Below are 20,893 nucleotides of genomic sequence, written 5' to 3' on the forward strand. Positions count from 1 at the left end.
AAGGTTCGATTGGTTTTTTGATTAAAACTAATCGAGATGCTAATTAACTAAAATTTATAAACTTGAAAGGTTCGAAAAACTCGCCTATAGTTTTACCTACACTTTCATTTCTTATTGCCAACTTCTTGCAAAACGTAGCTGGTTAAATAAGTGAAACAACCTATGAACTTTAAAAAACGCTACTTTGTTTTTGCTTTTCTAATAGCTCAGTTTACCTATGCTCAAGAAGGGGTTCCTGTTTATTTAGACTATTTTGCCGATAATTACTATCTAGTATATCCATCTATGGCTGGAGCTGGTAGTGGTTTAAAAATAAGAGCTACCGCTCGTAAACAGTGGTTTGATGTAGAAGATGCGCCAGAGCTGCAAACCCTTAATGCTCATTACAGAGTTAATGATCGTTCAGGAGTAGGAGGTATCATTTTTAATGATAAGAACGGATTTCATTCTCAAAAGGGATTTTATGTCACCTACGCACACCATTTGCGGTTTTCAAGATCTAATTTAGATTTAAATCAGCTTTCATTTGGTTTAAGTGCTGGAGTTATACAGAGTGAGCTGGATGAAACTAATTTTGATCCTTTAGATTTCGATCCTATCATAGCAGGAATTAAGCAAAGTACAGGTTATTACAATGTGGATTTTGGTATGTCCTACCACTATTTAGACTTTTACGCTCACTTTGCAGTGAAAAATGCACTTTTTAGAAACCGAAATATTAATGGAGAGTTTGAGTCAAATAACCAGCGTAATTACTTGTTTTCGATGGGTTACGTTTTTGGAGGTGCCAATTTATGGAACTTTGAGCCCTCTGTTTTATTTCAGTTAAGAGAGTTCACCACAGAAAAGGCCATTGACGCGAACTTAAAAGCGTACAGACGTTTTGATTGGGGCAGATTATGGGGTGGCATATCATACAGGAGTAGTTTTGATGGCGCTGAGTTTATAAATGGAAACCAAATAGATAATCAGAGACTTAATTGGGTGTCTCCCATTGTTGGTATTAACTACAATAGCTTCATGTTTGCCTATACATATACCAATCAACTAGGGAATCTTAAGTTTGATAATGGTGGTTTTCACCAGATAACCGTTGGGTTTGATCTTTGGAAAGCCCGAGAACCTTACGATTGTGCGTGCCCCGCAGTGAATTAATAATAAAGTTTTTTAGGAAACAAAAACACCTCCCTTTTTTAAGAGAGGTATTTCTTATTTGTTAGCTATCAACTATCAATTATAGTGACCAACTACCACTTATAACCTTTAGTCTTCGCCTGTCTTTTAATAGCACTGATCATCGCGTTTTCTAAATCGGAATTTTCTGAATTTTCTTGTTGCTTTGCAGCTATAAAAGCTGTTCTTTTTTTATTTAATTCTTGAATTTTTTGTTGAATCTTTTTGCGTTCAGCACTCTTAGCGGTAACATATGCTTTTAATTCTGAAGTCGATTTTCCCTGCAAGACCTTAGGCAATTTTTTTGGGTCAAGTTTGTCATAGCTAAAGTCTTTTTCCTTTTCAGCATCTACCAGATCCCATTTACTATTGTTATATAATCTACCGCTTTTGGTAACAGCACGTTTTACACTTACTACTTCGTCTAATTCGGCGGCATTTGCATCCTGCACAGATTGCATTTCCATTTTAGTAGCTCCTAAACTTCCATATGGGATGTATGTGCCATTTAATTTTCCATTTAATTGAATGATTATGTCATCATAAGGGGTGGCAATATGCACTACTGCTTTGTTATGATCAATATTCATATAGTCCCCTTTACCACGGTCTGCACCATCTTTCCAAAAGGTGTGAATCCCACTTTGATAGTCTCCGCAATAAATGGTATTAACAACGATGTCTTTTTCTTTGGCATCTGTAATCGCATCTTTATAATGAAGTATACCTTGATTAAACGGTTCATTACCGGCAATAAATACTAACCTAAGATCATCAGGATTTTTACCCCATTCTAATTCCTTTACAGAGGTATTGATTACCTGACCGCAAAATTCATTTCCGCCATTAGTGGTTAATGAAAAAAGCTTTTCTGAAATCTCATCAAGATCATCGCTAAAACCAATAACTTGTCTTATGTATCCTTCGCGAGACGAAAGTCCAGAATTACCATACTCATATAAAGCGATTTCAAGATCGGGTTGTATGCTTCGGCATTTGGCATATGAAAGCTGATTTACAATTTCCCATAATTGCGCTTTTGCTTGATTAATAAGTCCGTCCATACTATTACTGGTGTCTAATAGCAAAGCAACCTGAATGGTTTGTTTATAGGTGTTTTCAGAAACCGTTTTGTGTAATTTCTTTTGAAGTGGAAGTTCATTAGCAATAATAAATTGCGCTTGAAGTAATCCCAACAGTAGCATTCCGCAGATAATTCGCTTTTTCATAATGTATTCGTTTAAATTGATGTGGTAAAACTACGTTCAGACTAGACAACAAAATAGTAAGAATAAGGCTCCGCTAGTTTTGTTTGAGTAAACTGTACCATTTTTTGAGTGAACGGGAAAATTAGATGCGAAAATTGGCCTCGTTTTACCCTTTTCCTGAAATAGGCATTTTCGTATGCGATGAATAGGTTGTAAGTTTGATTGATTATGAGATTGAAAAAAGTACATATCGTTCTTCTTTTTCTGGGCCTTTGTTTTACGGTGAAGGCGCAACGCACTAATAGTGTCAAACCCACCTTTAATGTAAAGGGCGTTGTTATGTATAAAGAATCACGTGACCCAATTAGGAATGTACGTGTTTATATTCTTGGCGGAAGGTCTACTTATACATTAATGGATGGTAGTTTTTCAATTAAAGCAAGTGCTAATGATGAGTTGGTTTTTGAGCATAGAGATATTGAAACAATCCATTATATCATTAAGGACGACGAAGATATAAAGTTACTGGTCGAGGAAGATACTGATAAAAATAGTAGTATTGATCTCGAACAGGAAGAAGAACGTGCGCTTGAGGCAAAGACTAAGAAAATGAAGTCGCCGAGTCGAACTGTTGCTACAGGTTTACTTTTTGATAATGCACTTGACTCTGCGAGGTTTTTTCAAAGAAAAGATGTTGCTCGAAGCGTACAGTTTGTAGAAAAATCGTTACAAATACTTGGCAAACGAAAAGATAATGAACGGCAAGCTCAGGCTTTTCGTGTACTAGGTGATACCTATATGTACTGGCAGCAATATGATCTTGCTGTTAGTAACTATAAAACATCTTTGTCCTCAGTTTCTTCAAGTGAAATAATGCTTAAATTGACAAAGGCACATTTGAAAAATAATGAGCCTGAAAAGGCAAAATTGCTTTATAATGGGTTGCTGAAAAACCGACTTTCTATTTATCAAAAAATTGAAGCATATGAAGGTTTGGGGGATAGTAATAAAGCTTTAAATGAAACTTCTCAAGCTAAAGGCAACTATAACGAAGCATTGAAACTGGCAAAAGACAATAAAGTAGCACCAAAGATTACCGATTTAAATTCGAAGTTAGCTGAACTTTTTGCGGCGTCAGGTGCGGTGCAACAAGCGGAAGGGTTATTTCAAAATTCTATTGAAGCGGCTAAAGGAGAAAACTTGAAAAGAGCAGCTGTACAGAAAGAGAAGGTAGCTGATTTTTACAGTGCCAACAATCAGTATGATAAAGAAATTGAGTTGAGAAAACAAAATCTCGATGTGATCGATAAGATAAATGATAGCATTGTAACCCAAGAAGATGCGCCTGAAGCAATTACCCGACAAAAAACCAATTATAAAATTGGTAACGCCTTGGCAAATCAACAGAAATTTAACGAAGCCATTCCTTTTTTAGAAGAAAGTATTGCTGAAGCCGATAGAAGTGAAGATATCATTGTAAAAAAAGATGCTACACGACGGTTATCCGAGGTGTATGAAAATCTTGGGGACTATAATAAAGCCTACAATACGTATCGTGCATATGTTGAATTAGTCGATACCTTGGTGGTAAAAAAGGAGCAGCAAATATCGCAAGCAGCTCGTTTTAGTCGTGATATTACCCAGCAGCAAAATCGCATTTCTAGCTTAGAAAAAGATAGGGAATTGACCGAGAGTAAAATGGATTTGATCTCCACAGAACGTCAATTGACTACAGAAACCAACAAACGCCAACAAACAACAATTTATGCCTTGATAGCGGGAATTTTGTTGCTTGTAATTGCTGGGTTTTTCATGTACAGAAGTATCAGACAACAAAAGTTGGCCAATAATTTATTAGCGCTACGATCGTTGCGGTCGCAGATGAACCCTCATTTTATATTCAATGCTCTGAATTCGGTGAATAGCTACATAGCGAGTAATGATGAGCGCAATGCCAACCGATACTTGGCTGAGTTTTCAACCCTAATGCGGTCGGTTTTAGAAAATTCTGATGAAGATTTTATTCCTTTATCTAAGGAAATTGAACTACTTCAGCTCTACACAAAATTAGAACACTCTCGTTTCAAAGATAAGTTTGACTACACCATTAATATAGATCCTGGAGTTGATGTAGAGGCCTATACCATTCCACCAATGCTATTGCAACCGTATATTGAGAATGCTATTTGGCACGGACTTCGATATAAAAAAGAGAAAGGAAGTTTACATATCAACTTGAAGAATATTGATTCAAATAGTATTATGATTAGCATTGAGGATGATGGTATAGGTAGAAAAGCTTCGGCTGAGTTAAAAACCAAAAATCAACTTAAAAACAAATCAAAAGGGATGGGTAATATCAAAAAGCGAATAACTATTTTAAACGATATGTATAAAGATAAGGTAGCGGTTATGGTTGATGACGTAAATAAAGATGGGTCAGGTACTATAGTTAAACTAACACTAAATAAATAGAATGGAGTTACAGGCGATTATTGTTGAAGATGAAGAAACTAGTAGAGAGATTTTAAAAAATTATCTCAAAAAATACTGTCCTAATGTAACCGTAATGGCAGAAGCATCCAATATTACTGATGCTCTTGCCCTTATAAAAAAGCAGGAGCCTGATTTGTTATTTCTGGATGTTGAAATGCCTTATGGCAATGCATTTGATTTACTTGAAAAAGTGGGACATCATAATTTTGAAACGGTATTTGTTACCGCCTACGATCATTATGCCATTGATGCGCTAAATAGTCACGCTTCTTATTACTTGCTTAAACCAATATCAATTGATGAATTGATTAAAGCGGTAGATCATGTGACTGCCATTAAAACCAAGGAAAATGAATTACAAGAACGCGTACTTACTCCGGTTTTAAATCATATTAATGGTAAAATCACCATACCGCAGCAAGATGGATTTGAGGTAGTAGAGATTGCCGACATTTTATATTGTAAAGCAGATGATAATTATACAGAAATCTACATCGGGAATAAAAAAAAGGTGGTAAGTAAAACACTTAAGTATTTTGAAGATTCGCTATCTGATTTTCCGTTCGCCCGGGTACACAAATCATACCTGGTCAATATCAATGCCATTGCTAAGTATAGAAAGGGGAAGGGCGGTAGCGTTGTGCTTAACACTGGTAAAGAGATTATGGTATCGGCAAGTAGAAAAGCGGCTTTGTTATCTCATTTTAAATAGAAATTAATTGTTTGGTCGAGCACAGTCGAGACTTAACTAAAAAAATTAGCAAAATGATCGTAAAACCAGTAAACGGTAAATCACCTCAATTAGGAAAAAACAACTTTATAGCAGAAAACGCTGCCATTTTAGGAGAGGTTAGTTCAGGAGACAATTGTAGTTTTTGGTTCAATGCGGTAGTACGTGGCGATGTGCATTTTATAAAGATGGGTAATAAGGTAAATGTGCAAGATGGGGCTGTTATCCACTGTACTTATCAAAAATTCCCGACAACCATTGGCAACAACGTTTCAATAGGGCATAATGCTATAGTACATGGTTGTACTATTCATGACAACGTTCTTATCGGAATGGGGGCAATTGTCATGGATGGCTGCATAGTGCATAGTAATTCTATTATTGCGGCAGGAGCTGTAGTAACGCAACATACGGTTGTTGAGTCAGGTTGCATCTATGCCGGTGTACCCGCAAAAAAGGTAAAAGATATCTCTCAAGAACTAATAGCTGACCAAATTGATCGTATTGCAAACAATTATGTAAAGTATTCAGGTTGGTTTAAGGAATAAGTTTGTCCTATCTTTACCGTTCAATTTTAATGTATGCTCGCAAAAGATAAGAAGCTGGCGCAAAATATCTATTTATATCTTGCCGCACTATTCATTACCTCTTTAGTAGTTTCCAATCTCATTTTTCAAAAATTTTTTTATTGGTATCCAGTTGATATCACCATTTTTGATACCAAGTTATTCGAGATATCTGTGGGCTTATTGCCGTACCCTATTACCTTCTTAATAACTGATCTAATTTCTGAAATCTATGGCAAGAAAAATGCAAATAGAGTGGTTACTGCAGGTATTTTTGCTTCTTTTTTTTCATTACTAATTGTTTATGTTTCAGCTGCTGTACCAGCAACAAGTTGGTCAGGTGTTAGTGATGCAATGTTTAATACCGTTTTTGGGAATACCGTACTAGCTGTTTTTGCAAGTATGATGGCCTATTTGTTTGCGCAATATGTAGATATTCATGTATATCATTTTTGGAAAAAAATGACAGATGGCAAGCACTTATGGCTACGAAATAACTTTTCAACTTTTACCTCTCAAATAATTGATACGGGTACGGTTTTATTATTGCTATGTAGTTTTAATATTATCGCGTGGGATAAGTTTTTGGGTCTCTTAATCAGCGGAGTCATTTTTAAAATTATGATAGCAGCACTTGATACCCCATTACTATATTTAGGGGTTTATATTTTTAAACAACGCTTCAAATTGAAACGAGGCGAGGAGATTGATATTAGTTAAATATACTCGCAATCTACTAGTAGGGTTAAAAAAATGTCAAGTATTGTTATCTAGCAAGAAGCAAAGGCTTAAATACGTAACTTTAACGTATATCTACTAAATGTATCCAAATCGTATATCAATTAGGCTAGTACATATTAATATGATGACTTTTTTTGTCAGTCTATTCTTAATGGTAGCTTATTAAAAATGAACTCATGAAAAAAGTATTAAAGATACTCGGTATTCTATTTGTTATTATTCTTGCAGCTCTTATTATTATTCCCATTGCATTTGAAGACAAAATTTTGAATGCTGTTAAAAATAATATCAACAAAAATTTAAATGCTGAATTAAGTTTTGTCGATGCCGATTTGAGTTTGTTGAGCAGCTTCCCTAATGCCTCTTTATCTTTAGAAGATGTAGCACTCACTAATTTTGAACCGTTTAAGGGAGACACCTTGATCGCAGCTAAAAATATTGCTATTGATATGGGTGTTATGCAACTATTTAAGGATGCATCATCTCAAATAAAAGTCAACACACTTCATATTGATAGGGCATTTGTAAATATTAAAGTAGATAGTTTAGGCAATGCTAACTACGATATTGCAAAAAAGAACGAAACAAGATCATCATTAGAGCAGACAGAAGGTTCAGCTGAAGCTTTTGTTTTTGATATTGAAAATTATGAGATTACTAATAGTCGGATACATTATTACGATATACCAAGCCATATTAGCCTAGATCTTATTGATTTTAATCATAGCGGTAAGGGTAGTTTTTCTGAAAATGAATCGAAATTAGATACGAAGACCACCGCCACTGCCTCCTTTGGTCTGGATGAAACCCAATATCTTAATAATAATGAGATTGATCTTGATGCGATTATCGGTCTAGATCTTAAAAATAACACATACAGTTTTCTAGAAAACGAAATGAAAATAAATCAGCTGCCATTAAAGTTTGATGGTTATGTTGACGTTAATGAAAACGGACAAGAAATTGATATTAAATTTTCTACACCAGAATCAGAATTTAAGAATTTTTTCGCGCTAATTCCGAAGGAGTACGCTAAAAATATTGAAGGCATAAGTACGCGAGGCGATTTTAAGTTGATGGGGGAGATACGAGGGGTGTCTAATGAAAATACTATTCCTAAAATGGATATTTCCATGCGATCTGCCAATGCATCGTTTAAATATGCTGACTTGCCCAAAACTGTGAAAAATATCAATATTGATGCAGCTGTTAAAAACGAAACGGGAAAATTAGTTGATACTTATATTAAAATTGGAGCACTTGATTTCTCTATAGACGCTGATCGTTTTACCTCAAAAGCAACCATAAAACAGTTACTTGGTAATCCCATTATCGTTGCGAGTTTAAAAGGTAAGATCGATTTAGAAAAAATAGCACAGGCCTATCCTATGCCAAAAAATAATGAGCTGAAGGGTAGCGTAACCGCTGATCTTTCTACGAGTTTTGATATGGATGCTATAGAAAAAGGAGCTTACCAACGCATAAAAAGTAAAGGAGTTGCGGTCGTCAATAATGTAGAATATTCATCTGATGATGTAGTAAACCCAATAACCATTAATGAAGCGACTATTAATTTTAAAGATGCTGATTACGAACTAGCAAATTTCGATGCCACTTCAGGGAGTAGCGATATTAAAGCAAACGGGAAAATTGAAAATTTATATGGTTATTTATTCAGTGATAAAAAGCTAAAAGGAGATTTTAAATTAAGATCTAATAAGTTCGTGGTGAGTGATTTCATGGTTGCTGAAGAATCTGCTGAGGGTAGTGAGTCAAAAAACTCAAATGAAAATACGGAAACTTCAACTGAAGAGCATTTAAAGATTCCAGAATTTCTAGATGTACAATTGCAAGCAAGTGCAAATACAGTAGTATACGACAATTTAAATCTTAGAAATGTCGAAGGCTTGGTTCAACTTAAAGATGAAAAAGCCATTTTTAAAGAAGTGAAGTCAAAACTTTTCGACGGTAATTTTGTTTTAAAAGGTGAGGTCGCTACAGGAGAACAAGTCCCTCTTTATAATATGCAATTAGGTATTGAAAACTTTGATATTGGTAAATCATTTGCCGGTATGGAAATTCTCGAAAAACTGGCTCCTATTGCAAAAGTGGTGACAGGAAAACTAAATTCTAATTTGAATTTGAGCGGAAAGTTAAATAATGATTTTTCGCCTAAGATATCATCAGTAAGTGGTACAGCTTTAGCAGAGCTTCTAACTCAAAAAGTAAAGGTCGAACAATCTCCCTTGTTATCCTCATTAACTTCCAATCTGAAATTTTTAGAAAAAGACAAGCTTAATCTTAAAGATATTAGTACCAAATTGGTTTTTGACAAAGGTAAAGTGGCAGTATCACCTTTTGATTTTAAGTATAAAGACATTGACATACAGGTGGCGGGCGCACATGGTTTTGATAAAAGTATTGATTATAATGTGACGCTTAACGTGCCGGCAAAGTACTTAGGTGGCGAAGTAAACAAGTTACTAAATCAATTGAACGATCCGGAAACTAATGAGCTTACCATCCCGGTTGTTGCTAGTTTGACAGGTAATTTTACAAGTCCGCAGGTGAAAACAGATCTTAAAAACGCTGTTGGCAATTTAACCAAACAACTGGTTGATATTCAAAAGGAGAAATTAAAAAATAAAGGTAAAGACCTGCTCCATGACCTTGTTGTAGGAAATACAAAAAAATCGGATAGTACTAAAACTGCGAATAACGCCACCAATGTTGTAAAAGATGTGGTAAGCGGTATTTTAGGTGGGAATACTAAAGATAGTACCAAAACGAAGTCTAATTCCGTTTCTAAAAAAGACCCGGTAAAGGATGCTGCTACTAATATTCTGGGAAGTCTTTTTAAAAAGAAAAAGAAGAAAAAAGACACCGTCAATTAGGACAAGATTCGTCGATATATCTAGTTGAGTACCTGTTAAAATTACAAAGTATTTGTAATGTTCTTTTTAGTTTCTCAACTAAGGTTTCATGAATTGGCTATTATATTTTCTTGTCGGTTTTGGGGCAACTACATTAGGAGCGATTCCTTTGGGCACGGTTAACTTGTCGGTCATTAACACCACCATAAAGCAAAATGCAAATTCTGCAATGAAAATTGCTATGTCTGCAGGGGTGGGAGAAATTATATTAACCTTATTCGCCTTACATTATAGTATGACCATTATGCATATTGTTGAGGTCTATGGATGGATTCAATATGTAATTGTAGTGGTATTATTGATCGCTGGGATTTTGTTGTTTTTCAAAAAACAATCCACTTCTTCTAACAATGCTAGTACGAGAAAAAAGATTATAAACGGATTCGTACTCGGTGTTTTCAATCCGCCTGTCCTAGTATATTGGATGCTGGCCTTGAGCTATATTAATATGAATGCCATTTCATTAAATATGACGACCCCTTTTTCTGTATTGTTATTATTTCTGACAGGGGTGTATGTCGGCAAAATAGGCACACTTTATGGTTATAGCAAGGCTAGTTTACTAATTAAAAATAAGGTGCAGGATATTGCAAGTGCAATGAACAGATTTATAGGAGCTCTATTAGTGGTAATTGGAATTTTACAGCTAAGCAAGTTGTTATTTTTTTAACCTACAGAAATATCAACGACCAGACCTTCATTGGCCCTAATATTGAATACTGTGCTGTCTTCGAAGATAAGATATTGGCCTTTAATACCCTTTAAAACCCCGCTATATTCAGGAGTTTTTTTTAAGCTGAGGCTTTTCACCTTATCAGGATACTGTTCTACCGGAAAATGCAGATGAGTTTCTTCGTTTTCATCAATGAAATACTGCTTGGTTTCTTCAGGGATAAACTGAGATAATTCAGACCGATACTTTTTCAAATCTTCATCAACTGCATTATTGGTTAACATTTTACGCCAATTGGTTTTGTCCGAAATATGTTCTTTTAGGGCAACCTCGGTAACTCCGGCAAGATAGCGATTAGGGACCTCTACAATTTCTATGGCCTCATGGGCACCTTGATCGATCCATCGGGTTGGGACCTGGCTTTTTCTAGTAACACCAACTTTGATATTGCTTGAATTTGCTAAATACACAATATGAGGTTGCAATTGCATTCTCTTTTCATACTCTAAATCTCGATCTTCTTTATCTAAATGCGCGGTACTCAATTCGGGTTTCATGATCCAATCAGCCGCCTGCGGTACTTCAAAAAAGCAACTTTTACAAAACCCTTGTCTATAAATTTCACGGTCATTTCCGCAATTAAGACATTGATATTTTACAAATGATAAACCTATTTTTTTATTAAGTAGTTGATTTAGATTGATAAAGTCGTTTTCTAGATTTAAAAAATACTGAATAGGCTCAGAAAACTCCGACTTCATTTTGGTAAGAACACCTTGAAAAAGCATAAAAAGATTTTGTTATTTTTATACGATAAAGATAGCACAATAATGGCAATACCCTTAGTAAATTCAATTGCTTCATGGTTTTTGAAAAAGCGGTTTCATCAGATCGAACTTTTTTTAAAATACCCAAATGAAGTGCAAGTTGAATTACTTCAGGATTTGCTTAAAACCGCTAAAAATACGGAGATAGGAGAGCAGTACGATTTTAGTTCTATTAAAAACTATCGAATGTTTGCAGAGCGGGTTCCTATCTCAAATTACGAAGGCCATGCTGATTTAATAGAACGTGTTCGGAGAGGAGAAAACAACATTTTATGGCCAACACAAACACGCTGGTTTGCAAAATCAAGCGGTACCACCAACGCAAAAAGCAAGTTCATTCCCGTAACTAACGAATCTTTAGAAGATTGCCACTATGCAGCCAGTAAGGATTTGTTATGCTTATATCTAAATAACAACGAAAATTCACAACTGTTTACCGGTAAAGGACTTAGACTAGGTGGTAGTAAGGAACTTTACGAAGAAAATGGCACCATTTTCGGGGACCTTTCCGCAATACTAATCGATAACATGCCCCTTTGGGCTGAGTTTAGTAGTACACCTAGTAATCGTGTGTCACTGATGAGTGATTGGGAAGTGAAAATGCAGGCTATTGTTGACGAAACAATTAAAGAAAATGTAACAAGTTTAGCCGGAGTTCCCTCTTGGATGTTAGTGCTGTTAAACAACGTACTTGAAACTACTCAAAAGACAAATGTTTTTGAAGTTTGGCCCAACCTAGAGGTATATTTTCACGGAGGAGTGAGTTTTGATCCCTACCATGATCAATATGGAAAGCTGCTGCCAAGACCGGATTTTAACTACTATGAAATTTACAATGCTTCGGAAGGATTTTTTGCCATTCAAGATCAAAATCATAGTGATGAACTTTTATTAATGCTTGATTATGGAATTTTCTATGAGTTTATTCCCATGAATACCTATAATACAAGCAGACAAAAAGCGATTCCATTAAGCCAAGTTGTAACTGGAGTGAATTATGCAGTAGTCATCACCACCAATGCAGGTTTGTGGCGTTATAAAATTGGAGATACCGTTCGATTTACCAGCATAAATCCGTATCGTATTAAGATTACAGGCCGTACCAAGCACCACATTAATGCCTTTGGTGAAGAACTAATAATAGAAAATGCAGAGCAGGCACTAAAAAAGGTGTGTCGAGAGACACATAGTGAAATTGTTGATTACACGGCCGCGCCTGTTTTTATGATAGGTCGTGAAAAGGGAGCACATGAATGGATGATCGAGTTTAAAACACCACCAAATGATGTCGATCAGTTTTCCCAACTTTTTGATAATGCATTGAAAGAACTGAATTCTGATTACGAAGCAAAACGAGCAAACAATATTACGCTCAATGAACCAAAAGTGCACATTGCACGCCGGCATTTATTTTATGATTGGTTAAAATCAAAAGATAAGCTAGGGGGGCAGCACAAAATTCCCAGACTTAGCAATAGCAGAAATTATATTGAGGAATTAATCGAATTAAATACCCCTGCTAATACCTATTAACAGCTTATTTTGTTGATAAGCAAAAAAAATGACCGTAATCTATGTTTAGGGTATTTTTTTTCTTTATTTAGTGTTCTCCACAAATCAACAATTCAATGCAAGTACTAGACTATTCTGTTAGTTCCTTAACTAATAATGCCATTCATATTGCTCAAGAGTATGCTCGTGAGCATTACAACAGTCAATATAATGCTGCGCATTTGCTCAAGGCCATGGTACATAAGGATGTCGATCTAAGAAATACCATAAGCAATGCGGATGTTGATATTTATTATATGGAAGAATGGGCTGATGTTCGTATTGAATCGTTGCCTAGGGTGGTGAGTGTACCCGATAAAATTGCAGGAGATACGAGTATCGAAGCTGTTTTTAATGAGGCGGATAATGTGAGGTTAAAGTTAGGAGATGATGAAATAAGTCCTGTATGCGTACTCGTAGCACTATGCACTCCTGGAGTTGGTTTTAGTTATGAGCAGTTAAAAACGCTTCCAGTAAAAGCCGATGATTTTTTAAAAACGACTACTTTAAGTAAGGAAACATCAACGAAAAAATCGCATGTAAAAAGTGTACCTAAGCCTGGAAATAGGGATGCTTCTGTTTTAGATGAATACTGCATTGATAAGACGCTTGCGTCCAAAAACAACGAGTTAGAATTTGTTTTTGGACGAGATGCTTCTATCAAGACTATTACAGAGATATTAGGACGTAGATCAAAACCGAATGTATTAATTACAGGAGAGCCAGGTGTTGGTAAGACCGTGTTGTTAGACGGTTTTGTAAACTCAATTATCAACGGTGCTGTACCAGATCTTCTTAAAAATGCTCAGGTGTATGAGTTAGACTTAATTAGTTTAATGGCTGGTGCTAGTTACAAAAGTGAGGTAGAGGACCGGTTTAAAAAGATAATAGCTGCCTTAAAAGAATTTGAAAAACCTATTTTATTAATTGATGAGGTAAATAACTTAACGGAAAAAGATAACGGAAATCAAGGTTTGGTTAATATTTTAAAGGCCGAACTGGTAAAGGGAGATATTACATTTATTGCAACTGCCACCAATGATTCATTTAGAAAACATATTGAGAGCGATGAAGGACTGGCTAGGCGATTTGAGAATGTTTCGCTTTCTGAACCATCAGAGGAAGATGCATTGCAAATGATATCAAATACCGTAAGTAAGTATGAAGATCATCATAAACTATCAATAGATGATGAGACCATTGCCGAAGCAATTCGTCTTTCGAAACGGTATAATAAAGATAGAAGTTTACCGGATTCTGCTATCGATTTGATTGATAGAACCATGAGTGCTGCAAGGTATATGTTTGAAACCACTGCAGATCGGGTAAAAAGTGTGCTTGATGAAATAGGCGCGATAAAGAAAAATGATGATACTGAATCTACTTTAAAAGAAGTACAATGGCTGGCAGATAATCTAGACAGTAAATTTAGTTATCTCTTATTTACCGAGCTTTCCGAAGGAGATCAGGTACATCAATTTGAAAAAGTAGAAGAAGGGATCGAAGTATTAACATCAATATTAAAAAAGTTTACTGATACTTCTTCGAAAACTAAAGAAGCGATTGATAAAAATGACATTTCGGCTACCATAGCAAATAAAACAGGGATTCCAATTGGTAAATTGCAGGCAGATGAGAAAGAACGTTTACTTACGATGGAGGACCATTTACAAAAGCGAGTGATTGGTCAAGATCATGCGGTGAGTGTTATATCGCAGTCGGTTTTAGAATCCCGTTCAGGCTTAAGTAAGCCCGGACTCCCTATAGGCTCTTTCTTTTTTACAGGCCCAACAGGTACTGGTAAAACGGAGTTAGCAAAATCGTTAGCTGAGTTTTTATTTCAAACAGAAGAAGCGATAATTCGTTTTGACATGTCTGAATTTAAGGAAGAGCATTCGGCAGCATTATTATATGGTGCGCCTCCTGGATATGTTGGTTATGAAGAGGGTGGACTACTGGTAAATAAAATTCGTCAGAAGCCTTATAGTATTGTGTTATTTGATGAGATTGAGAAGGCACATCCATCTGTTTTCGATATTTTTCTTCAAATTTTAGACGAAGGAAAACTACATGATAGGCTGGGCAAAACAGGAGATTTTTCAAATGCCGTTATCTTGTTTACATCAAATATTGGAAGTGATCATGTAGTGAAGTCTTTTGGGGATGGAGTCATTCCGAAATCATCAGATTTGTTAGAGATCATGGGAGCGCATTTCAGACCGGAGTTTTTAGGGCGATTGACCGAGATCGTTCCGTTTTCACCGATTACTGAGACGAATGTGGTCAAAATCTTTGAGATTCAAATGAAAGATTTACATAAGGCCCTGGCAAAACAAGAAATTAATTTGGAACTTTCGGATGCGGTCAAGCAGCATTTGGCATTAAAGGGCTTTACACCAAAATATGGAGCTCGGCCTTTACGTGCGGTTATCAGGACTGATTTGCGTTCGCCTCTATCTAGAAAGTTGATTACCGGTGAAATAGGTAAAGGAAATACGGTGATGCTGGACTATAAAAAGGACGAAATCACTTGGAAAATATCTTGAACAAAAAAGATATGTCAGATGCTTGATATGGGTGAAACGCCCGTGGCATCAATTAAATTTGAGTATCTGCAAGAAAATTTACTATCTTTAAATCAAATTGTTAATTTTTTAATATGAGCGACACTTACGGATTAGGTGGAACCGAGGTTAAAACGGATGCTGGCGAAGCTATTTTAGATATTAGCCAGAACAAAACCTTATTGGTTCAAAAATTAACCCAAGATCAACCCCTTAAGCCTGAAATTGTATCTGGATTGAATTCTGTGGAAGCGGTTTTTGAACACTATAAGCCAGAAATTGAAGTTGAGTTTGAAGATGGAGAAGGAGTTGAGAGCAAAGAATCATTAAAGTTCAGCAATCTAGGGGACTTTGGTAAGAATGGAATTATTAATCAAAGTGATTATCTAAACGCGCTTGACACTGAAAAAGAACAGTACCTTAAGGTTGTTAAGCAGTTAAGATCAAACAAGATCTTGAAGTCTGCACTAGAGGACCCCGAAGCGAAGCAGGCACTTTTAGATTCAATTTATTCACTTATAGCTGAGCTTCAGAAAGGCTAAATAATTACTAACAATGGCATTAGGAAGAAAAAGTACTTCAAAAGTAAATATAAAAAACCCAGCTGAAAAGCTGAAAGAGAGTGAAGAAAAGCTGGCGAAATATGGTGGCTTTGACTTACTCGAAGCAGCTATCGATGATGTTCAGAATATGAACCCTGATCGAAAAGCTCGTAAGAAGATTTTCTTAACAGAATCTTCAAAAAAAGCTGAACGTAGCAAACTTGAAAAAACACTGCAAATCTGGGCAGATGTCCTGAGCTCGTCTGATGATATTTCTAAGATGGTTGATGAATCTGAAAAGCGATCTGCGCAGGCTCATAAGTCTTTGGAGAAAAATCTAGGTGCTGCCTTAGAACAGACTCGTGAAATGGAGCAATCCTATCGTTCTGTTGCCTTGTTTTATAAAAATACAGAATCGGACAAAGTCAAAAATATCAATATTGTTAATGCAGAGTTAGATCAACTTAAGGATCTTGATAATACTCGTTTTATTGATGCGATTGCAGAAGAATTGAAAAGTGGGTATGATCGTTTAGATCTGCGTGATAACTATAGTTTATTGGTTGTTCCGGGATATTTAGGAAGCAACAAAGTAGTCGAAAAATGGGCAAAGATAGCCCATGAGAACAAGGTGATGATGGTAACCGATTTTGAACACTTAGATGAACCGGATGATGTAATGGAAATGTTTGAGCTTGCCAATCTTACAGGCGGCGATAAGTTCCGTTCTAACGTTATTATGGCTTGTAACTGGCTTGTCGGTCGTGGTAAGCACGATGAGGTTGGTGAAGATGAAGATTTATTTGTACCACCATCGGGAGCGCTTGCTGGTAAAATATATAAAACCCTTATGTCTCAGGTAACCGCTGGTAAAAAGTTCGGTGGTATGAATGAGGTGGATGGTGTTCGTTTCGACCTGAAGAAAAGTGAGATTGCCCATCTGGAGAAGTTAGGATTGGTTCCAATGGTAAATGAGTATGGAAAGGTAATGGCGTTTTCAGCCAAAACACTTTTTAATGGTGATAATTTAGGCTTGCAAACATATTCTGTAGTTCGCGTATTTGATTATGTGACAAAGGTTTTGATGGATTTCTTGAACCGTCGTGCTTTTGAAAATTTCAATGCAAGAACGCGGAAAGAGCTGATGGGACAGATTGTAAAATTCCTTGACGGAATTACAGGTCCTGATAAGTTAATTGAAGATTTCTCAATTAAGCGTTTCGAGCAAGATCCGACACAAAAAGATAGAATCTTTTTAGATATACATATGAAGCCATATTTCCCAGCCAAAAACTTTATGATCAAAATGGATGGTCAAAAAGGAGACGATGGCAACGAATGGGATGCGGAATATGAGCAGCAGTAGCTAGTTGTAAATATAAAATAGTATATATGCAAAAGCGATCACAATTTGTGATCGCTTTTTATTTGCTGTTTTAAAAAAGTACTTGTTATATATTGTATGGATTAATTAGGTATTGTAAATCCGGTTGGGCCACTTGCAATAGTTATATAGAGGGTAGTTGAGGTTGCGCTTTCAACAATTTGGTAACTTCCACCTCCGCTGGGAGCGGTTAATTGCCCTTGAAAAAAAGCTTGTCCATTGCTCGGCATTATGAAGTCAAAACGATCTGTATCACTACCTGAACCTGACCAGCTTAAGGATCCATTTCCTAAAAAGCCAGTTCCATTGGAATTTTGCCAGGCAGTTAAATTCCCATTGCCTCCTGTACTGCCACCACCGCCAGCATTCATATATATAAATATTCTTCTTCCCGGAGCGGACCTTAATAACCCTGTACTGCTATTATAAACACCGACAGCAACACTGATTGTTCGAGTTGTAGTATCAATACCACCGTTACCATCATTTATGGTTAAAGTAATGGTATACGAACGAACATCTGTAAACACATGTGTAACTTGTTCACCTGTTTCGGTTGGACTGCCATCACCAAAATCCCAAGAATATGTTAGTGATTGATTTTCAGGGTCTGTCGATGTATCTCCTGAAAAAGTTATTGTCTCGGGGGCGAAATCTCCTGTTCTTGACACAATTCTAATGCCAGCGGTTGGGTCTTGGTTTGGATCTATTGTGATTATAACTGTATCTGTATCTGTTAAAGCAGGAGAACCATTATCGGTTACAGTTAATTGAAAAGTATAGGAAGTCCCAAGCGAAAATCCTGTAACGGTGGTAGTGGCATTATTTGGGTTGGATATAGTTACGGAACCCGGACTCACTAATTCCCATAAGTAGCTTACTATAGTTCCATCATCAGTACTGGAAGTACCGTTAAGGGTAAAAGAAGTTGCAGCAGAAGAAATATTTGGTTGATCGGGACCTGCATTTGCTAAAGGAGCATTATTAGGTAAATTTTCTATTGTAACGGTCACAGTGTCCGTATCAGAAAGTGCTGGTGATCCATCATCGGTAACGGTTAACTGAAAGGTATAAGATTCACCTGGTGTAAATCCGGTTACAGTGGTAGTTGCGCTATTAGGATTTGTGATTGTTACTGATCCAGCACCTACAAGTTCCCATAAGTAAGAGACTATTGTTCCGTCATCGCTACTACCAGTACCATTCAAAGTAAAGTTAAGTGCCCCAGATGAAACTGCAGGTTGATCTGGCCCCGCATTTGCGATCGGGGGAGTGTTTGGTAGTGCTTGAGTAGTCACAATTACGGTATCGGTGTCGGATAAAGCAGGTGAGCCATCATCAGTAACCGTCAATTCAAACGTATATGTGGTGCTTGGCGCATAGCCAGTTACTGTAGTAATGTTACTGTTAGGATTCGTAATTGTAACAGAAGGTCCTCCTATTTGCGTCCATAAATATGAAACAATGGTGCCATCATCTGTACTACCGGATCCGTTCAAGGTGAAACTCGGCAATGTTGAAGGCGCCGCGGGTTGATCTGGTCCTGCATTCGCTACGGGTGGGTTATTAGTGGAGTTTACCCCATTAATTGTAATAGTAACGGTAGCGTTATTACTAAAATCTGTTCCATCATTGATTCTGTAGGTAACGCTTGTATTTTGCGTTTCACCATCATTAAGGCTATCAAATTCTCCATTTGGATTAAAACTCATATTTCCGTTTGCTGATATAACGAAAATTCCACCATTTGTACCAAACACTTGCTGATCGATATTGGTTCCAAGATTATTTACACGATCAACGGTAAAGGGATCTCCATTAGGATCAGTATCTACTCCATTTCCGTTATCGTTAAACAAGTTTCTGTTCAGTGTTGAAGCGTTTTCAGCTACTGAGAAGTTGTCATTTTGTGCTACGGGAGCTTGGTTAGCCGGATCAACTCCATCCACTGTAACAATAATAGTTGCGGTATCTGTACCTCCATTACCATCATTAATTCGGTATGTGACTTGAGTGGTAGCAGTTTGACCATTATTTAATGCTTCAAAATCTCCGTTGGTATTAAATGTTAGGTTCCCTGCTGCGCTGATATTAAACACTCCTCCATTGTTTCCAGGAGTATTGGTGCCAACTAATGCTGCACTTGTATTCACTTGATCGACGGTAAACACATCACCATCTGGATCGGTATCAGCACCATTTCCATTATCCATAAATATACTGATGCCAAAACTATTTCCTTCAGTGATGGAAAGATCATCATTTTGTGCTACCGGTGGTTGATTTACATTATTTACCGTTATTGAAATAGTACCATTAACTGCCGGGTTATTACTATCATTGACTGAGTAAACGATAGTATCGGGACCATCATAATTAGCATTTGGTGTATATGTAATGATATTGTTATTAATACTCGCTGTACCGTTAGAAGGCGCTGTAACAATTGCAGTGGTGTAGGGATCTCCGTCCGGTTCAGTGATATTTGGCACTAAATTGATTGGGTTATTTGTTGAGTTTTCATCCACATCTACCGTAAAGTTATTGGCTATTGGTGGCATATTCACATTATCTACTGAAATGGTAATGACTCCTTGTACTGGAGGATTAACCCCATCACTAACTTGATAGGTAATAGAATCTGGTCCAGTATAGTCTGTATCGGGTGAATACAATATTGTAGTAGCGCCTGATACTGTTGATACCCCATTGGTTGAATTAACAGCAATAGATAAGGTTAATGGATCTCCATCATCATCGTTGATTAAGCTACTAACATCAATGATATTATCTGCAGAATTTTCATCTACACTAATTGAGGTATTTTGAGCAGTAGGCGGGAAGTTGACATCATCAATAGAGATTGATATTACTGCACTTACAGCTGGATTAACCCCATCACTAACCTCATATTCAATAAGGTCATCGCCTATATAGCCGTTGTTAGGAGTGTAAGTGATTACATTATTATTGATCGAAGCGCTTCCTTGAACAGGAGCAGTGGCAATGGTGGTTGTTAATGGGTCCCCATCAGGGTCATCGATTCGAGTATTAAGATCAATGGTGTTGTTAGTAGAATTTTGATCAAAACTTATGGTGACATTTTGTGCTGTTGGTGGTCTGTTTGCTTGCTCTACCGATACGGTAATAGATGTTTCATCAAAACAACTTGAATTGGTATAAGTAATTCGCAATGAGACATCATAATCTCCAGGGGTATCAAATGAAGTTGTTAAGGCAGCTAAATTTGATGTAACTCCGTTGCTGACTACCCAAGAATATGCTTTGATTTCAGATGATCCGTTAGGGTTGTTATCCAGGGCATTCAATGTAATATCCTCACCAGTAAAATAGGTTCTATCATCCACTTGAATTGCAGCAATCGGATTTTGATTAACAGTTACATTTCTAGATTTAGTTTCAGCATCTGTTAGGGTGTAGGTGAATGTATAGCTTCCTGGATTTGGATTGTTTGGATCTCCAAAGGAGTTAGGATCAATACTGA

14 protein-coding genes are annotated in these 20,893 nt (G+C 36.6%); 11 read left to right on the forward strand and 3 right to left on the reverse strand.

Annotated elements, in window-relative coordinates:
* Positions 1-162: 162 nt before the first annotated feature.
* The gene (locus ABN763_RS07855) at positions 163-1,155 is read left to right on the forward strand and encodes a type IX secretion system membrane protein PorP/SprF (protein ID WP_410484894.1); all 993 of its coding nucleotides are present in this window, start codon (positions 163-165) and stop codon (positions 1,153-1,155) included.
* Positions 1,156-1,247: 92 nt separating this feature from the next.
* Here the strand turns inward: ABN763_RS07855 and ABN763_RS07860 are convergent, their stop codons facing one another.
* Positions 1,248-2,402: a vWA domain-containing protein gene (locus ABN763_RS07860; RefSeq protein WP_410484895.1), complete on the reverse strand. Its 1,155-nt coding sequence runs from the start codon at positions 2,400-2,402 to the stop codon at positions 1,248-1,250.
* Positions 2,403-2,609: 207 nt separating this feature from the next.
* Between ABN763_RS07860 and ABN763_RS07865 the strand changes: the two genes are divergently transcribed.
* The 6 genes from ABN763_RS07865 (at position 2,610) to ABN763_RS07890 (ending at position 10,517) form a co-directional block, all read left to right on the forward strand.
* Positions 2,610-4,856: a histidine kinase gene (locus ABN763_RS07865; protein WP_410484896.1), complete on the forward strand. Its 2,247-nt coding sequence runs from the start codon at positions 2,610-2,612 to the stop codon at positions 4,854-4,856.
* A 1-nt stretch (position 4,857) separates the two neighbouring features.
* Positions 4,858-5,589 (forward strand): LytR/AlgR family response regulator transcription factor, encoded by a 732-nt coding sequence (locus ABN763_RS07870; protein ID WP_410484897.1) that lies wholly within the window; start codon positions 4,858-4,860, stop codon positions 5,587-5,589.
* Between the two features lie 53 nt (positions 5,590-5,642).
* Positions 5,643-6,155, forward strand: coding sequence for a gamma carbonic anhydrase family protein (locus ABN763_RS07875; protein ID WP_410484898.1), 513 nt, complete (start codon positions 5,643-5,645; stop codon positions 6,153-6,155).
* A 33-nt stretch (positions 6,156-6,188) separates the two neighbouring features.
* On the forward strand, positions 6,189-6,893 hold the full coding sequence (locus ABN763_RS07880; RefSeq protein ID WP_410484899.1) for a queuosine precursor transporter: 705 nt from the start codon (positions 6,189-6,191) through the stop codon (positions 6,891-6,893).
* 197 nt (positions 6,894-7,090) lie between these two features.
* A complete protein-coding gene (locus ABN763_RS07885; RefSeq protein WP_410484900.1) occupies positions 7,091-9,808 on the forward strand; it encodes an AsmA-like C-terminal region-containing protein in 2,718 nt (905 codons plus the stop codon).
* Between the two features lie 88 nt (positions 9,809-9,896).
* On the forward strand, positions 9,897-10,517 hold the full coding sequence (locus tag ABN763_RS07890) for a LysE family transporter (protein WP_410484901.1): 621 nt from the start codon (positions 9,897-9,899) through the stop codon (positions 10,515-10,517).
* Here ABN763_RS07890 and ABN763_RS07895 read toward each other — a convergent pair.
* Positions 10,514-11,308, reverse strand: coding sequence for a DUF2797 domain-containing protein (locus ABN763_RS07895; protein ID WP_410484902.1), 795 nt, complete (start codon positions 11,306-11,308; stop codon positions 10,514-10,516). The two genes, ABN763_RS07890 and ABN763_RS07895, sit on opposite strands and share 4 nt — an antisense overlap.
* 42 nt (positions 11,309-11,350) lie before the next feature.
* Between ABN763_RS07895 and ABN763_RS07900 the strand changes: the two genes are divergently transcribed.
* The 4 genes from ABN763_RS07900 to ABN763_RS07915 all read left to right on the forward strand — a co-directional run bounded on the left by ABN763_RS07900 (position 11,351) and on the right by ABN763_RS07915 (position 17,370).
* Positions 11,351-12,880 (forward strand): GH3 auxin-responsive promoter family protein, encoded by a 1,530-nt coding sequence (locus ABN763_RS07900; RefSeq protein ID WP_410484903.1) that lies wholly within the window; start codon positions 11,351-11,353, stop codon positions 12,878-12,880.
* Positions 12,881-12,975: 95 nt separating this feature from the next.
* Complete coding sequence (locus tag ABN763_RS07905) at positions 12,976-15,444, forward strand: ATP-dependent Clp protease ATP-binding subunit (protein ID WP_410484904.1); 2,469 nt, start codon at positions 12,976-12,978, stop codon at positions 15,442-15,444.
* Positions 15,445-15,557: 113 nt separating this feature from the next.
* A complete protein-coding gene (locus tag ABN763_RS07910) occupies positions 15,558-16,004 on the forward strand; it encodes a hypothetical protein (RefSeq protein ID WP_410484905.1) in 447 nt (148 codons plus the stop codon).
* A gap of 13 nt (positions 16,005-16,017) precedes the next feature.
* A complete protein-coding gene (locus ABN763_RS07915; protein WP_410484906.1) occupies positions 16,018-17,370 on the forward strand; it encodes a DUF5458 family protein in 1,353 nt (450 codons plus the stop codon).
* A gap of 101 nt (positions 17,371-17,471) precedes the next feature.
* Here the strand turns inward: ABN763_RS07915 and ABN763_RS07920 are convergent.
* A partial coding sequence (locus tag ABN763_RS07920; protein WP_410484907.1) for an Ig-like domain-containing protein occupies positions 17,472-20,893 on the reverse strand: 3,422 nt, incomplete at its 5' end.

Origin of the sequence: Spongiivirga sp. MCCC 1A20706, assembly GCF_046524175.1 — a bacterium.
Lineage (GTDB): Bacteria > Bacteroidota > Bacteroidia > Flavobacteriales > Flavobacteriaceae > Spongiivirga.

Coding starts and splice junctions, on each gene's coding strand:
- ABN763_RS07855 (WP_410484894.1), top strand. CDS start 163: ATGAACTTTAAAAAACGCTACTTTGTTTTTGCTTTTCTAATAGCTCAG.
- ABN763_RS07860 (WP_410484895.1), bottom strand. CDS start 2,402: ATGAAAAAGCGAATTATCTGCGGAATGCTACTGTTGGGATTACTTCAA.
- ABN763_RS07865 (WP_410484896.1), top strand. CDS start 2,610: ATGAGATTGAAAAAAGTACATATCGTTCTTCTTTTTCTGGGCCTTTGT.
- ABN763_RS07870 (WP_410484897.1), top strand. CDS start 4,858: ATGGAGTTACAGGCGATTATTGTTGAAGATGAAGAAACTAGTAGAGAG.
- ABN763_RS07875 (WP_410484898.1), top strand. CDS start 5,643: ATGATCGTAAAACCAGTAAACGGTAAATCACCTCAATTAGGAAAAAAC.
- ABN763_RS07880 (WP_410484899.1), top strand. CDS start 6,189: ATGCTCGCAAAAGATAAGAAGCTGGCGCAAAATATCTATTTATATCTT.
- ABN763_RS07885 (WP_410484900.1), top strand. CDS start 7,091: ATGAAAAAAGTATTAAAGATACTCGGTATTCTATTTGTTATTATTCTT.
- ABN763_RS07890 (WP_410484901.1), top strand. CDS start 9,897: ATGAATTGGCTATTATATTTTCTTGTCGGTTTTGGGGCAACTACATTA.
- ABN763_RS07895 (WP_410484902.1), bottom strand. CDS start 11,308: ATGCTTTTTCAAGGTGTTCTTACCAAAATGAAGTCGGAGTTTTCTGAG.
- ABN763_RS07900 (WP_410484903.1), top strand. CDS start 11,351: ATGGCAATACCCTTAGTAAATTCAATTGCTTCATGGTTTTTGAAAAAG.
- ABN763_RS07905 (WP_410484904.1), top strand. CDS start 12,976: ATGCAAGTACTAGACTATTCTGTTAGTTCCTTAACTAATAATGCCATT.
- ABN763_RS07910 (WP_410484905.1), top strand. CDS start 15,558: ATGAGCGACACTTACGGATTAGGTGGAACCGAGGTTAAAACGGATGCT.
- ABN763_RS07915 (WP_410484906.1), top strand. CDS start 16,018: ATGGCATTAGGAAGAAAAAGTACTTCAAAAGTAAATATAAAAAACCCA.